A 14,461-nucleotide genomic window follows, 5' to 3' on the forward strand; every position below is an offset into this window, starting at 1 on the left:
CGGTGGCGATTCTCCATGACTGCGCCCAATTCCCTTGTGGGGGCGATTGTTCTCGCCCGCTATGCGCTGCCCTCAATGACGTCATCGCCGGCAGGCCGGGCGGTGAAGGTTTCGATGAAACGTCGGATCAGCGGTTGCGGATCCTGCCGGCAGGCGAGGGCGACGGTGCTTCGGCAGCCGGGGTCGGCCAAGGGCAGGAAGCGCACGCCCGGCGGGGCGATGGCCTGCATCGACTCCGGCAGCAAGGCGATGCCGAACCCGCCCTGGATCAGTTGCAGTTGCGTGGTCTTGCGCGACATCACCCGTGCCGCTTTCGGGAAGAAACCGTGGCGCATGCACAGCTCCGCGCATAAATAGCTGAGCCCGCCGCGCTGCGGGTGCGGGATCGAGATGAACGGCTCGTCCTTCAAGTGCGCCAAGTCGATGGCCGCATCGTTCTTGACCAGCCGATGGGTGTCCGGCACCGCCAGCAGCAGGCGTTCGGTGAACAGCGGCAGCACCTGGACGCCTTCGCGCTGGCGCAGCACCGGCAGGCGCAGCAGGCCGACATCGAGACGGCCCTCGGCAAGCTCTTCGAGCTGCGCTTCGGAGGAAAGCTTGCCGATGTCCAGCGACACGCCGGGCAGTCGCTCGAGGAACACGCCGATGTCGTCCAGCAGCCGACCGCTGAGCGCCACGGTGCTGGAATGGCTCAGGCGCACCGTGCCGCGCCGGCCGGTGCCGACCTCGGTGGCCAGGGCGCTGGCCTTGTCCAGTTCGGCGAGCAGGTTGCGGGCCCGGGGCAGGAAGGCTTCGCCGGCCGCCGTGAGCCTGGGCTGGCGGGCGGTGCGTTCGAACAGCGGGGTGTGCAGGCGCTGCTCCATGTCCTTGATCTGCCGGCTCAGCGCGGACTGGGCGATGAACAGGCGCTCGGCGGCGGCGCTGAAGCTGCCGCAGTCGGCGATTTCCACGAAGTAGCGCAGTTGGCGGGTGGAGAGCACGAGGTATGCCTTTTTGAGATGGCTGGGTGGCCCAGGCGATATTAGTCGCAAGGCTCGCCGATGGCTAAAGTCATTCCGGACTGACATGAGGAGGCGGACGGATGAGCGTGGCGGCATTGTTGAACGAATGGTCGTGGGGTGTCGGGGGCTGGGCCGCCGTCGGCGCGGGGGTGGCGCTGGCGTATGTGGTCTTCGGCATCGCCGGTTTCGGCACGGCGCTGGTGGCGGGGCCGATCCTGATCCTGTTCATGCCGCTGTCCAAGATCGTGCCGTTGCTGGTGCTGCTGGATTTCGTCGCCGCGTTCGGCAACCTGCTGCCGTCGCGGCGGGACGTGGCGAAACCGGAACTGCTGCGCCTGCTGCCGTGCATGGCGGTGGGGTGCACGCTGGGGGTGATTTTCCTGCTCAACCTCAAGTCCGACCTGCTGTTGCTGATGATGGGGCTGTTCATCAGCGCGTATGCGGTCTACAGCCTGTGGGGCAAGGCTCGGCCGACGCGGCTGGCCGCCGGCTGGGCGCTGCCGATGGGCACGGTGGGCGGGCTGTTCGGCGCGCTGTTCGGCAGCGGCGGGTTTCTGTATGCGATCTACCTCAACGGCAGGTTGCCCAAGGACGCGGCGCGGGCCACGCAGAGTGCGCTGATCAGTTGCAGCACGGTGGTGCGTTTGAGCCTGTTCGCCGTCGCCGGGGTGTATGCCGAGCTACCCTTGCTGATGCTCGCGCTGTGCCTGATGCCGGCCATGGCGCTGGGCTTGTGGTCCGGGCGGCGGCTGACCGCGCGCCTGTCCCGCGAGGCGTTCGTGCGGCTGGTGACCTGGCTGGTGCTGGCCAGCGGGATCGCGCTGATCGGGCGTTACCTGGGCACTTGACCGGAGCGCGTCAGGGATTAAGCTGCCGGCCTTCCGGGCCCCTTCGCGGGCAAGCCCGCTCCCGCAGGGTTCATGTGACCTGTGTGGGAGCGGGCTTGCCCGCGAAGGCGTCAGCCGCCACACCGCAGGATTTTCCATGAACTCGCAAAGCATCCTCGTCCCGAAAATCTCCACCTTGCCGGTGCACGAACCCCGCGCCCGGGCCATCGTGCGCTGGCTGGTGCGCAAGAACATCGTCGAGGAACAGTTGAGCACCTGCGGGCGCACCGGCAACCGCATGGGCCATGCGATCGCCGAAGGCGCCCGCGAGGTGGTGCTGCACCCTGAGGCGCTGCCGTTCGGCGAGCCGGTCAACGGCCTGGAGATCATCGTCAAGCGCTGCATCTATACACCGGCCAAGGGCTTCCTCGAAGAGGCCGGCTGCGCCGAGTGCCGCCAGGAGGTGGGCGAAGCGCTGTTCGAAAGCCTGGAAGACTGGATGCCCAACCGCACCGACAACTTCACCTGCCCCGAGTGCGGGCACGAAGATGACATCAATGGTTTTCTGTTCCTGCAGCCGTGCGCGTTCTCCAACTTGGGTTTCATCTTCAACAACTGGCTGGAGGCGGGGTTCAGGCAGAGCTTCATCGACGAATTCGCCGACTGGCTGGACCAGCCGGTGAGCTGGGTCAAGGTGGAGCTCTAGGCCCCAGGCTTTCCGTACATCAGCAACATTGATGTCAGGCGAGTTTTGCATTGAGCCCGGCGGGGTGTCTGAGTATAATGGCGCGCTTCCATTTTCCCGCCCGGGAGCCCCCGCGATGCTGCGTATCAGCCAAGAAGCTCTGACCTTCGACGACATTCTCCTAGTGCCCGGTTATTCCGAGGTGCTTCCCAACGAAGTCAGCCTGAAGACCCGCCTTACCCGTGGCATCGAGCTGAACATTCCTCTGGTTTCCGCCGCCATGGACACCGTCACTGAAGCCCGTCTGGCCATCGCCATGGCTCAGGAAGGCGGCATTGGCATCATCCACAAGAACATGACCATCGAACAGCAGGCCGCCGAAGTGCGCAAGGTCAAGAAGTTCGAGGCCGGCGTGGTCAAGGACCCGATCACCATCGAGGCCGACGCCACCGTGCGTGACCTGTTCGAACTGACCCGCCAGCACAACATCTCCGGCGTGCCGGTGCTGCACGACGGCGACCTGGTCGGCATCGTCACCTCCCGCGACGTGCGTTTCGAGAACCGCCTGGACGTCAGCGTCCGCGAAGTGATGACCCCCAAAGAGCGTCTGGTCACCGTCCGCGAAGGCGCCGACAAGAATGAAGTCCGCGAGCTGCTGCACAAGCACCGCCTGGAAAAAGTCCTGATCGTCGACGACAAGTTCGCCCTCAAGGGCATGATGACCGTCAAGGACATCGAGAAGGCCAAGGCCTACCCGCTGGCCAGCAAGGACGACCAGGGTCGTCTGCGCGTCGGCGCTGCGGTCGGCACCGGCAAGGACACCGGCGAGCGTGTCGCCGCCCTGGTCAACGCCGGCGTTGACGTGGTGGTGGTCGACACCGCCCACGGCCACTCCAAGGGCGTGATCGACCGCGTTCGCTGGGTCAAGGAAAACTTCCCTGAAGTGCAGGTGATCGGCGGCAACATCGCCACCGGCGCCGCCGCCAAGGCCCTGGCCGAAGCCGGCGCCGACGCGGTCAAGGTCGGCATCGGCCCTGGCTCGATCTGCACCACCCGCATCGTCGCCGGTGTCGGCGTTCCGCAGATCAGCGCCATCGCCAACGTGGCCGCCGCCCTTGAGGGCACCGGCGTTCCGTTGATCGCCGACGGCGGCATCCGCTTCTCCGGCGACCTGTCCAAGGCCATCGTGGCCGGCGCGTCCTGCGTGATGATGGGTTCGATGTTCGCCGGCACCGAAGAGGCGCCGGGCGAGATCGAACTGTTCCAGGGCCGTTCCTACAAGGCCTACCGCGGCATGGGCTCGCTGGGCGCGATGGCCCAGGCCCAGGGTTCCTCCGACCGTTACTTCCAGGACTCCTCGGCCGGCGCCGAGAAACTGGTTCCGGAAGGCATCGAAGGCCGCGTGCCGTACAAGGGCACCCTGACCGCGATCATCCACCAGCTGATGGGCGGCCTGCGCTCCTCGATGGGCTACACCGGCAGCGCCAACATCGAAGAGATGCGCACCAAGCCTGAGTTCGTGCGGATCACCGGTGCCGGCATGGCCGAATCCCATGTCCACGACGTGCAGATCACCAAGGAAGCGCCAAACTACCGCGTAGGTTGAGCCTTCAAAATCGCTAAGCAACCGGGGCTGTTCATTCAGCCCCGAGTTGTTTCTGAATCACGACTGTTACTGATTGACTTAAGACGAGACTGAATCATGGCCCTCGATATTCACGCTCACCGCATCCTGATCCTCGACTTCGGTTCCCAGTACACCCAACTGATCGCCCGCCGCGTGCGCGAGATCGGCGTGTACTGCGAACTGCACCCGTTCGACATGGACGAAGATGCGATCCGCGAATTCGCCCCGAAGGGTGTCATCCTCGCCGGCGGCCCCGAGTCCGTGCACGTCGCCGACAGCCCTCGCTGCCCGCAGGCCGTGTTCGACCTGGGCGTGCCGGTCTTCGGCATCTGCTACGGCATGCAGACCATGGCCGAGCAGCTGGGCGGCAAGGTCGAAGGCTCCGAGCTGCGTGAGTTCGGCTACGCCCGTGTCGATGTGGTCGGCAAGAGCCGCCTGCTCGACGGCATCGAAGACCACATCGACGCCGACGGCCTGTTCGGCCTCGACGTGTGGATGAGCCACGGCGACAAGGTCACCAAGATGCCGGAAGACTTCCACATCCTGGCCAGCACCCCGAGCTGCCCGATCGCCGGCATGTTCAACGACGAGCGCGCCTACTACGGCGTGCAGTTCCACCCGGAAGTGACCCACACCAAGCAGGGCGGCCGCATCCTGTCGCGCTTCGTCCTCGACATCTGCGGTTGCGAAGCCCTGTGGACGCCGTCGAAGATCGCCGAAGACGCCATCGCCAACATCCGTGCCCAGGTCGGCACCGACAACGTGCTGCTGGGCCTGTCCGGCGGCGTCGATTCCTCGGTGGTCGCGGCGCTGCTGCACAAGGCCATCGGCGACCAGCTGACCTGCGTGTTCGTCGACAACGGCCTGCTGCGCCTGCACGAAGGCGACCAGGTGATGGCCATGTTCGCCGAGAACATGGGCGTCAAGGTGATCCGCGCCAACGCCGAAGACCAGTTCCTGAACAACCTGGCCGGCGAAGCCGACCCTGAGAAGAAGCGCAAGATCATCGGCCGCACCTTCATCGACGTGTTCGATGCCGAGTCCTGCAAGCTGAACAACATCAAGTACCTCGCCCAGGGCACCATCTACCCGGACGTGATCGAGTCGGCCGGCGCCAAGAGCGGCAAGGCCCACGTGATCAAGTCGCACCACAACGTGGGCGGCCTGCCGGAAGAGATGAACCTGAAGCTGGTCGAGCCGCTGCGCGAGCTGTTCAAGGACGAAGTCCGCCGTCTGGGCCTGGAGCTGGGCCTGCCGTACGACATGGTCTACCGTCACCCGTTCCCGGGCCCGGGCCTGGGCGTGCGCATCCTCGGCGAAGTGAAGAAGGAATACGCGGACCTGCTGCGCCGCGCCGACCACATCTTCATCGAAGAGCTGCGCAAGGCCGACTGGTACCACAAGGTCAGCCAGGCGTTCGTGGTGTTCCAGCCGGTGAAATCGGTGGGCGTGGTCGGCGACGGCCGTCGTTACGCGTGGGTCGTGGCCCTGCGTGCCGTCGAGACCATCGACTTCATGACCGCCCGTTGGGCGCACCTGCCGTACGAACTGCTGGAAACCGTTTCCGGCCGCATCATCAATGAGATCGAAGGCATCTCCCGCGTCACCTACGACGTGTCGAGCAAGCCGCCGGCGACCATTGAGTGGGAGTGATCCCGGCCGGCCCCGTCACGGCGGGGCCGATCCTGTGACACCCGAAGCCCCCGGTCGCAAGACCGGGGGCTTTTTGCATCCGCCGGCGGGCAAAGGCTCAGCGCGGCAAGCGGCCTTCGAGGTTCATGCCCATTTCGCTCAAGGCCCAGGACATTTCCTCAAGGCTGGCGAAATGCATCTGCTCGAGGCCGACCCATCCGGGGCGATGGATCCGGTAGGTGCCGTCCGCAGGCCGCTCGAGCGGCGTGCGCACGATCTGCCCGTCCCGGCTGCGGTGGATCAATGTCACGGCGTCTTCGGCCTTCTCGAAGGTGAACATGCCGCGCCGCATCAGGATCCGCTCAAGATCCGCAGGCGTTCTTGCGACCGGAGGCTGCGCCAGCTTCAGGCTCAGGTCGGCATACAGCATGTCGAATTCGCCTTGCTGGAGAGCCTCTTGGTGCATATAGCCTTTGCCTGTCCGGATGCCTTGGTCGATCTCGACGGTCGTTGCCTCTCCGAGCGGCACCTCCTCGATGCGCAGGCCGATGCCGCCCTGCAATTCACTGATGCCGGCCACGCCCCGGAAGGTATTGGTGTTTTCCTGACCGGTGAGGACCACCCATTTCCCTGCGCCGTTGAGCGATTGATCGGCTTGCATGACTGTGTGGGTGAGGTAGTTCTTGATGGCCTGTTCCTGCCTGTCCGTAAAGGACGCATCGGGGTAGCGGTAGCTGGCCAGGCAATCGGTCGCCTGCACCCGGATCTCGTTGAGGCGTGCGGCCTTGACCGTTTCAAGCAGGGTGTGCACGCCCGACGGATCGCTTTGCAGCTGCCGCAGGGCCCGCTCCAGGTCGCCGGACATCTCCCCGGTGCGGAAAAACGCATTCAGGTCGGTTTGGCTGAAGTCGTTGAGCAGGCGGTGGACGTACAGGGTTCTGACCCCTTGCCGCGCCAGGTTCGGCATGTTTTCGATGAGAAAACGCAGGCTGGCGATGCGATCCTGGCTCTCGCCCACGACCAGGCCGGGCGCCGAGGCGAACACCTTGTCGATCAGGTCTGCGGCGGTGGTCGTCGGTGTGAGGGCAGGAACCGGAGGACGGGCGGGCAAGGAGGAGAAAAGGTTCTTGCGAGCAAAGAAGCGAAGGACGTCCCCTGACAACTTGCGTCGCAGGGCCGCAACGTGTTCGTCGTAAGGGGTGATCCCCTTCATCGTGCCGTCGGGCAACCTCATGATTTTGATGTGCGTCTCCCGTTCGCCCAGGGCCAGTTTCCTGAGGCTGTAGCGGGGGGGCGAGTCGTAGCCGGTGACCGGCAGGCGCAGCGGTGGCGGCGATGGCGGGGCGGGCGCCGGGGCAGTCCGGGACATGCCCTTGAGGTTGTTGCCTCCGCCCTTCAGGCCGCCACCCGGCGCCAGTTCCCATTCGCCTTGGGCGTTCAGGCGCACCGGCACGGTGCCGGAAAAGGCGTTCGGGCGGGCAGGGTCGACGATGGCCCAGGTGCCGGGGCCGTTGGCGTCGGGTTCGAAGCGCACGTAATAGGCATCGCCGTCGAGGCTGATGGCCGTCGCGGGGTTGCCGTCGAGCCGGTAGATGCCCTGGAACCTTCCGGGCCCGGCGTCCGGCATTTTTCCTTCGAGCACTTCGTTGGCCTGCCAGCGTAACAGTTTGCCCTGGGGCAGTTCCGCCGGGGGCGGCGCAGCGGTCTCCGGCGGCAGTGGCCACCCCATTGGCCGCAGACCTCTCTCCATCAAGGCCTGCTTGAGTTCATCGCAATCGTCGGCCGTGATGAAGTCGTACTCGGGCCGCATCGGCACCTGCAGACTGATCCTGCCGCCGGGCGTCATCCGCACGACGCTGTCCGCCATCTGCTGTGCCTCGTTGCGGTAGACCACCAGGATGCTGTTGCGGTAACGCTGAAAGGTGAACATGCCGGGTTCCGGCAACAGGGCCCGCAGCTCCTGCGGTGTGCGGTAGGCCCATGGCGTCGGCATCTGCACACGCCAGGTGCCCTGGATCCGGGCCTGCACGGCATCCAGGTCGCCTCCGCCCTGCGGCTCGTCGACCGGGGAGCCGGGGTAGTCGTAGTATTCGACGACCACCCCGGGGTCGGCGCCGATGGGCGCCTCAAGGCCTGGCGGCACGTCGTCGAAACGCAGGCTCAGGGCGTCGGCCTGTTCAGTGATGCCTTGGTGGCCCCTGAAAGTGGTCATGTGTTCCCGGTTCACCAACGCCACCCATCTGGCCGGGCCTTTGATGGCTTCGTTGAAGCGGATGACCTGGCCGGCGAAGAAACTTCTGGTCATCGGCAGGCCCGGCTCCGAGCCGAACGCGGAGCGGTTGACGTGGTAGGTGGTGGACAGGTCGAGCGCCTGCACCCGGATCTTTGCGGCATTGGCGGCCCTCACCACCCGGGTGAGCGTGAACCGGCCATCGGGATCGTTGCCGGACATGAAGTCGAGCTTGCGCAGGTACTCTTCCAGTTCGGCAGGCATTTGGCCGGTGAGGGCGAACGTGTCCAGTTCCGACTGGTTGACGTTGGCCAGCAGTTGCTGCACGTAGAGTGTCTTCACGCCCCGGCCGGCGAGGGCGGGCATGTTTTCGATCAGGAACTGCTTGCTGCCGATGCCGCCTTGCGTTTCGCCGATGACCAGCCCCGGCTTTTGCGCGAAGGCGGCGTCGAGCAGGTCGTCCGGTGAATCGAGGGCCGCCGCCGTGGCGACGGGCAGGCGCGGCGTGACGGGGTTGGCCGCATACCAGGCGCGGGCATCGCTGATCAGATTGTCGCGCGCGGTTTCCTGGCTCAGCTCGAAGCGGCTCAGTGCGCGCGTCCGGCCGAAGGCGTCGGTGACCGGCCTGACATCGTCCGCGCCGCCCAGGGCCCAGGCGCGCATGTCCGGGGCGTCGATTTCGGGCACCTGCGTGCCGGGCAGTTGTGCCCATTGCTGCGCGGCTGAAGTGCTGGCGTGCGGCACGTCCATGCCGCCCTTGAGCCCGAGCCGGGGAAGGGGTTCCCACTGGCCGGCGGCGTTCAGGCGTACGGGAATCGAACGGACGAAGGCATTCGGCCGGGCGGGGTCGATGATGGCCCAGTGGCCGGTGCCGTTCGCGGAGGTTTCATAGCGCACGTAGTAACTGCCGTCGCCGAGGCGGATGGCCCATGACGGGTCGGACGGCAGGCTGTGGATGCCCTGGAAGCGGCCCGGTTCGCGGCTCAGCGTCGTGTCGTCGAGGGTAAGGCCGGTTCGGTAGGACGCCGGGATTCCGGACTCAGGCCGTGGAGGCTCGACGGCTTGGGCATCCGCCGTAGGGGGTGATGGCTTGAGTGTGGCGGACGGCTGCGTTGCGTTTTTCAGCTCCGCCGTTTCGCTGGCCTCCGCCGCTTCGACGGCGGGGCCGACCTCCTCCAAGGAGCCGGGGCCGCCGAGGGTCAACACGTTCAGCAGCAGGTCGATGCCGGCGAGCACCGCCCCCAGAATGCCGGCCTTGCGCTCTTCGGGGGTTCTGCCGTTGACCGCCTGATCGATGTTCAGCCCCATGTCGGCGATGCTCGCCCCGATCAACGGCAATGCGACCGGCCAGCCGACGACGGCCATCGGGGCGAAGACTTTCATGCCGGCGCTGAGGTAGCCGATCCAGAGCTTTTTGCGCAGGTCGCCGTTGGACACCAGCGTCAGCTCGGCCTCGATGAACAGGGCGTCGCGGGCCGACGCCTGCAGCCAGGTGAAGGCGTCGCCGCCGATGGCGGTGTCGTTCTGGTTGATCAGGTGGTGGTCGTACCGGCCCCAACTGCTGACCAGGCGGTTCATCAGATCGGTGATGTCGTCGCTGATCTGTTGGCGGTCGGCGAGGGAGAAGTGCGTCATGAACGCCTGTCGGTCCTGCGGTTTGTTCATCCGCAGCAACATCCAGAAGTGCATGTCGGTGGCGGTTTCCAGCACGGTGAAGGCGTTGGCCTCGCCGGGCAGGTAAACGATTTGCCGCCCCTTGGGCGCGACGAAACGCAGGATGTCGGTGGCGGTGAACCCGGCGACATCCAGCGTCCGGACAGTGCCCGTCGTGGCCTGCGCCGACCGCAGCCAATCCAGCGTGACCGGCCAGGTGAGCGGGCCGAGCGCGGCATGTGTGACGAAGCGGAAATCTTCGTCGCTCAGTTGGCGCTTGTCCCGGGCCTGCACGGCCTTGAGCAGAAAGTTGCATTTGGCCAGGATGCGGAAATCGTCGCCTGAGCGCTGCCAGAACGCGGTCAGCCGTTCCTTGTACAGTGCGCTGAAATCGATGCTCCAGAAGTCCTTCAGCACTTCGTCGCCGTGCAGGCGGACTTCGTTGGTTTCATTGAAGGTGCCGGCGGCGGGGCCTGCGGTATAGAAGCCTGCGTACACGTCGAGCAGGTCGGCGTTGTCCTGGTCGGCGACGCGAAAGCGCTGGATCACCAGTTGGGTGAGGGTCAGCGTCGAGGTCGGCGTGGCATTGACGTGTTCCCAGCCGGTGAAGGCCCGGCCATTGCTTTGGGCCGCATCGAAGCGGTGGAAATACACCCGATCCGGGTCGAGGCCGGTGATGCCGTGCTTTTTCAGCAGGTCGCCGGCCACTTCGCGAGCGGTGTCGTGCAGGCTCGGGCAATCGGTGATGACGCGGCTGGCGATGGCCTTGAGCGTGGCCTTGTCGGCGGCGTTGGGCAGCGGGCGGTCGTTGTCTGGAATCATGCTCTCTCACTCCTTGAGATAAGGGCCGGGAGCATGACCCGTCCGTGCGGAGCTGGTGCGGTACATAGTTATCGCTTTGCCGCTGCGGCCCCACGTCGCCCTTACCGTTTGCCAGTTGCGGGTGTATCGTATTCGCCTTTTGCGGGCCCGGTGCCCGCCGTCGATCCGTGAGGTAGCCCAGTTCATGTCCTTTACCCGTCGCCAAATCCTCGGTGGCCTGGCCGGTCTTGTTGTCGTTGGCGTCGGCGCGGGGGGCGCATCGCGCTATTGGCTGGGCAAGAGAGCCGAGGCCGACGCGGGCCATGACTACGAGCTGATCGCCGCGCCCCTGGACGTCGAGCTGGTGGCCGGGCACAAGACCCAGGCCTGGGCCTTCGGCCCGTCGGCGCCGGGCACCGAACTGCGCGTGCGTCAGGGCGAGTGGCTGCGGGTGCGCTTCATCAACCGCCTGCCGGTGGCCACCACCATCCACTGGCACGGCATCCGCCTGCCGCTGGAAATGGACGGCGTGCCGTACGTCTCGCAATTGCCGGTGCTGCCGGGCGAATACTTCGACTACAGGTTCCGCGTGCCGGACGCCGGCAGCTACTGGTATCACCCGCATGTGAGCAGCAGCGAAGAGCTCGGCCGCGGGCTGGTGGGGCCGCTGATCGTCGAGGAGCGCGAGCCGACCGGCTTCCGCTACGAAAAGACCCTGAGCCTGAAGAACTGGCACGTGGACGACGAGGGCAACTTCGTCGACTTCAGCATCCCTCGTGAAGCGGCCCGTGGCGGCACGGCCGGACGGCTGTCGACCATCAACGGCGTGCCGTCGCCGGTGATCGAACTGCCTGCCGGGCAGATCACCCGGGTGCGACTGCTCAACCTCGACAACACCCTGACCTACCGCATCAACATCCCCGGCGTCGAGGCGCAGATCTACGCGCTGGACGGCAACCCGGTGGAGCCCCGGCCGCTGGGCAAGGAATACTGGCTCGGCCCCGGCATGCGCATTTGCCTGGCGATCAAGGCCCCGGCGGCCGGCGAGGAACTGTCGCTGCGCAACGGCCCGGTGCGGCTGGGCACCCTGCGTTCGGTGGCCAACGACGATGCGCCGACCGATTGGCCGAAGGCGCTGCCCGCCAACCCGGTGGCCGAGCCGGACCTGGCCAAGGCCGAGAAACTCAACTTCAATTTCGAATGGGTCGGTTCCGTGTCGGTGAACGTCGACAACGGCAAGCCGCCGAGCCTGTGGCAGATCAACGGCAAGGCCTGGGACATCACCGACAAGACCTGCGCCGACCGGCCGATCGCCAGCCTGAAGCTGGGCCAGAGCTACATTTTCGAACTCAAGAACATGACCCAGTACCAGCACCCGATCCACCTGCACGGCATGAGCTTCAAGGTGCTCGCGTCGAACCGGCGCAAGATCGTTCCGTACTTCACCGACACCTACCTGCTGGGCAAGAACGAGCGCGCGCAAGTGGCGCTGGTGGCGGACAACCCCGGGGTGTGGATGTTCCACTGCCATGTGATCGACCACATGGAAACCGGCCTGATGGCCGCCATCGAGGTGAAGTGATGCGCCAGATCCGCCCCGCGGCGATCATCGACCGCAGCCGCGACCGCGATTTCATGCGCGAGGCGCTGGCCCTGGCCGCGCAGGGCGCCGCCCTCGGCGAAGTGCCGGTGGGCGCGGTGCTGGTGCAGGACGGCGAGATCGTCGGCCGCGGCTTCAATTGCCCGATCAGCACCAGCGACCCCAGCGCCCACGCCGAGATGGTCGCCATCCGCGCCGCCGCCCAGGCGGCCGGCAACTATCGCCTGCCGGGCAGCACGCTCTATGTGACGCTGGAGCCGTGCAGCATGTGCGCCGGGCTGATCGTGCATTCGCGCATCGCACGGGTGGTGTACGGCGCGCCGGAGCCCAAGGCCGGGATCGTGCAGAGCCAGGGGCAGTTCTTCACCCAGGGCTTTCTCAACCATCGGGTGCTGCACGAGGGCGGGGTGCTGGCGGAGGAATGCGGGGCGGTGCTGACCGAGTTCTTCAGGGCGCGGCGCGCCAAGTCTTCGGACTGAACGCCTGCTTCGTGCGGGAGATCTTGTCTGCTTCGATTCGGCGGCGTCTTGGCGGACGCCATCGCCAGCAGGCTGGCTCCCACACGGTTTAGCGGTGAACGCAGTGGCTGCATTAGGCCGAGTCCCCTTGTGGGAGCCAGCCTGCTGGCGATGGCGCCGGTGAGGGCGCCGCAGGGCAGGCTGATTTACTTGCGGGCGACGATCACCGCCCGCATCGGCGCCGGCAGCCCTTCGATCGTCTTGCTGTGGTCGTTCGGGTCGAGGAAATCGCTCAGCGACTGATACTTCATCCACTCGGTGCTGCGCTGTTCCTCCACGGTGGTGAAGCTCACGTCCACGCAGCGCACGTCGCTGAAGCCGGCGCGGCGCAGCCACAGCTCCAGCGCCGGCACCGACGGCAGGAACCACACGTTGCGCATCTGCGCGTAGCGGTCCTCCGGCACCAGCACCTGGTGCCGGTCGCCTTCGACCACCAAGGTCTCCAGCACCAGTTCGCCGCCCTTGACCAGGCAATCCTTGAGCGCCAGCAGATGCTCGATCGGCGAACGACGATGGTAGAACACGCCCATGGAAAACACCGTGTCGAAACCTTCGAGGTTCGGCGGCAGGTCTTCGAACGGGAACGGCAAGTGCCAGGCGTTGGGCTGCGACAGGTAACGCTGCACCGCCTGGAACTGGCAGAAGAACAGCCAGTTCGGATCGACCCCGATCACGCTGTCGGCCCCGGCGCCGAGCATGCGCCACATGTAGTAGCCGTTGCCGCAGCCGACATCGAGGATGCGCTTGCCCGCAAGGTTCAGGTGCGGGGCGACCCGCGACCATTTCCAGTCCGAGCGCCACTCGGTGTCCACGTGCACGCCGAACAGGTCGAACGGCCCCTTGCGCCACGGCGACAGGCCCATCAGCGCGGTGCGCATCTGCGCGCGGGTGGCGTCGTCGCAGTCGCTGTCCAGGGTCAGGCCGTCGAGCAGGTCGACTTCGCTCGGCTGGATCTGCGGCAAGGCGTCCAGCGCGCTTTGCCAGCGCTCCAGGTCGCCGTGGCCCTTTTCCATCTTCTTGTCGAGCTGCGCTTGCAGGGTATTGGCCCAGTCGGCCAGCGGCGTGCCGGCCAGACGGCGGGCGAGGGGGGACAGATCGATCATGGCAGGGCAATCAACGAGGCGAAGTTAAGGCATTGGAACCACGGCACGACTTTCGAGAACCCGGCGGCCAGCAGGCGTTCGCGGTGTTCTTCGAGGCTGTCGGGCTTCATGACGTTTTCGATGGCGCTGCGCTTCTGGGCGATCTCCAGTTCGCTGTAGCCGTTGGCGCGCTTGAACGCCACATGCAGGTCGGTGAGCAGCGCGTGTTCGTCGGCGTCGTTGAAGCGCAGCTTCTCGGACAGGATCAGCGCGCCGCCGGGCAGCAAGGCCTGGCGGATGCGGCCGAGCAGGGCCAGGCGCTGCTCCGGTGCGATGAACTGCAGGGTGAAGTTCAGCGCCACCACCGAGGCCGGCTTGAAGTCGAGCGCCAGGATGTCGGCTTCGATCACCTCGACCGGCAGCAGCTCCTGGAACATCGAGTCCTGGCCGTTGAGGTACTCGCGGCAGCGTTCGACCATCGCCGCCGAATTGTCCACGGCGATCACCCGGCAACCGTCGGTGCGCACATGGCGGCGCAGGGCCTGGGTCACGGCGCCGAGGGAGGCGCCCAGGTCATAGAGCACGCTGTGGGGCTGGGCGAACTGCGCGGCGAGCACGCCGAGGTTCTCGACGATGGTCGGGTAACCCGGCACCGAACGCTTGATCATGTCCGGGAACACCCGCACCACGTCCTCGTTGAAGGCGAAGTCAGGCACCTGGGCCATGGGCTGGGCGAAAATGCGGTCGGGTTCTTTGCTCACGGCGGTTCCGGCGGTTCGGTGGAAAAGGCCGGCATTTTAGCCAA

General features: G+C 66.1%; 10 protein-coding genes. 6 read left to right on the forward strand and 4 right to left on the reverse strand.

Features of this window, described 5'->3' with window-relative positions; translation table 11 throughout:
* Positions 1-59: 59 nt before the first annotated feature.
* Positions 60-980, reverse strand: coding sequence for a LysR family transcriptional regulator (locus KVG96_RS02640; protein WP_217890699.1), 921 nt, complete (start codon positions 978-980; stop codon positions 60-62).
* 101 nt (positions 981-1,081) lie between these two features.
* On the opposite strand from KVG96_RS02640, the gene KVG96_RS02645 reads away from it, so the two are divergent.
* The 4 genes from KVG96_RS02645 (at position 1,082) to guaA (ending at position 5,793) form a co-directional block, all read left to right on the forward strand.
* Complete coding sequence (locus KVG96_RS02645) at positions 1,082-1,849, forward strand: sulfite exporter TauE/SafE family protein (protein ID WP_217890700.1); 768 nt, start codon at positions 1,082-1,084, stop codon at positions 1,847-1,849.
* Between the two features lie 136 nt (positions 1,850-1,985).
* On the forward strand, positions 1,986-2,534 hold the full coding sequence (locus tag KVG96_RS02650) for a sugar ABC transporter ATPase (RefSeq protein ID WP_217890701.1): 549 nt from the start codon (positions 1,986-1,988) through the stop codon (positions 2,532-2,534).
* Positions 2,535-2,649: 115 nt separating this feature from the next.
* Positions 2,650-4,119 carry an IMP dehydrogenase gene (gene guaB, locus KVG96_RS02655; RefSeq protein WP_085586658.1) on the forward strand — a complete coding sequence of 490 codons (1,470 nt, stop codon included), beginning with the start codon at positions 2,650-2,652 and terminating at the stop codon, positions 4,117-4,119.
* Positions 4,120-4,215: 96 nt separating this feature from the next.
* Positions 4,216-5,793 carry a glutamine-hydrolyzing GMP synthase gene (gene guaA, locus KVG96_RS02660; RefSeq protein WP_085586659.1) on the forward strand — a complete coding sequence of 526 codons (1,578 nt, stop codon included), beginning with the start codon at positions 4,216-4,218 and terminating at the stop codon, positions 5,791-5,793.
* A gap of 97 nt (positions 5,794-5,890) precedes the next feature.
* Here guaA and KVG96_RS02665 read toward each other — a convergent pair whose 3' ends face one another.
* Entirely contained in the window at positions 5,891-10,477 is a 4,587-nt protein-coding gene (locus KVG96_RS02665; RefSeq protein WP_217890702.1) for a membrane-targeted effector domain-containing toxin, read from the reverse strand.
* A 184-nt stretch (positions 10,478-10,661) separates the two neighbouring features.
* Between KVG96_RS02665 and KVG96_RS02670 the strand changes: the two genes are divergently transcribed.
* Together KVG96_RS02670 and tadA are read left to right on the forward strand one after the other, a co-directional pair.
* Entirely contained in the window at positions 10,662-12,038 is a 1,377-nt protein-coding gene (locus KVG96_RS02670) for a multicopper oxidase family protein (protein ID WP_217890703.1), read from the forward strand.
* Complete coding sequence (gene tadA, locus KVG96_RS02675) at positions 12,038-12,535, forward strand: tRNA adenosine(34) deaminase TadA (RefSeq protein ID WP_217890704.1); 498 nt, start codon at positions 12,038-12,040, stop codon at positions 12,533-12,535. Before KVG96_RS02670 ends, tadA begins: the two co-directional genes overlap by 1 nt.
* 185 nt (positions 12,536-12,720) lie before the next feature.
* Here tadA and cmoB read toward each other — a convergent pair whose 3' ends face one another.
* Positions 12,721-13,677: a tRNA 5-methoxyuridine(34)/uridine 5-oxyacetic acid(34) synthase CmoB gene (cmoB, locus tag KVG96_RS02680; RefSeq protein WP_217890705.1), complete on the reverse strand. Its 957-nt coding sequence runs from the start codon at positions 13,675-13,677 to the stop codon at positions 12,721-12,723.
* Entirely contained in the window at positions 13,674-14,381 is a 708-nt protein-coding gene (gene cmoA / locus KVG96_RS02685) for a carboxy-S-adenosyl-L-methionine synthase CmoA (RefSeq protein WP_225927287.1), read from the reverse strand. The genes cmoB and cmoA overlap by 4 nt, the downstream gene beginning before the upstream one ends.
* Between the last annotated feature and the right edge of the window lie 80 nt (positions 14,382-14,461).

This window comes from Pseudomonas ekonensis, assembly GCF_019145435.1.
In the GTDB taxonomy this organism is placed as follows: Bacteria; Pseudomonadota; Gammaproteobacteria; order Pseudomonadales; family Pseudomonadaceae; genus Aquipseudomonas; species Aquipseudomonas ekonensis.

Excerpts from the sequence above, each read along its gene's own strand:
- KVG96_RS02645 (WP_217890700.1), top strand. The coding sequence starts at position 1,082 with ATGAGCGTGGCGGCATTGTTGAACGAATGGTCGTGGGGTGTCGGGGGC.
- KVG96_RS02650 (WP_217890701.1), top strand. The coding sequence starts at position 1,986 with ATGAACTCGCAAAGCATCCTCGTCCCGAAAATCTCCACCTTGCCGGTG.
- guaB (WP_085586658.1), top strand. The coding sequence starts at position 2,650 with ATGCTGCGTATCAGCCAAGAAGCTCTGACCTTCGACGACATTCTCCTA.
- guaA (WP_085586659.1), top strand. The coding sequence starts at position 4,216 with ATGGCCCTCGATATTCACGCTCACCGCATCCTGATCCTCGACTTCGGT.
- KVG96_RS02665 (WP_217890702.1), bottom strand. The coding sequence starts at position 10,477 with ATGATTCCAGACAACGACCGCCCGCTGCCCAACGCCGCCGACAAGGCC.
- KVG96_RS02670 (WP_217890703.1), top strand. The coding sequence starts at position 10,662 with ATGTCCTTTACCCGTCGCCAAATCCTCGGTGGCCTGGCCGGTCTTGTT.
- tadA (WP_217890704.1), top strand. The coding sequence starts at position 12,038 with ATGCGCCAGATCCGCCCCGCGGCGATCATCGACCGCAGCCGCGACCGC.
- cmoB (WP_217890705.1), bottom strand. The coding sequence starts at position 13,677 with ATGATCGATCTGTCCCCCCTCGCCCGCCGTCTGGCCGGCACGCCGCTG.
- cmoA (WP_225927287.1), bottom strand. The coding sequence starts at position 14,381 with ATGGCCCAGGTGCCTGACTTCGCCTTCAACGAGGACGTGGTGCGGGTG.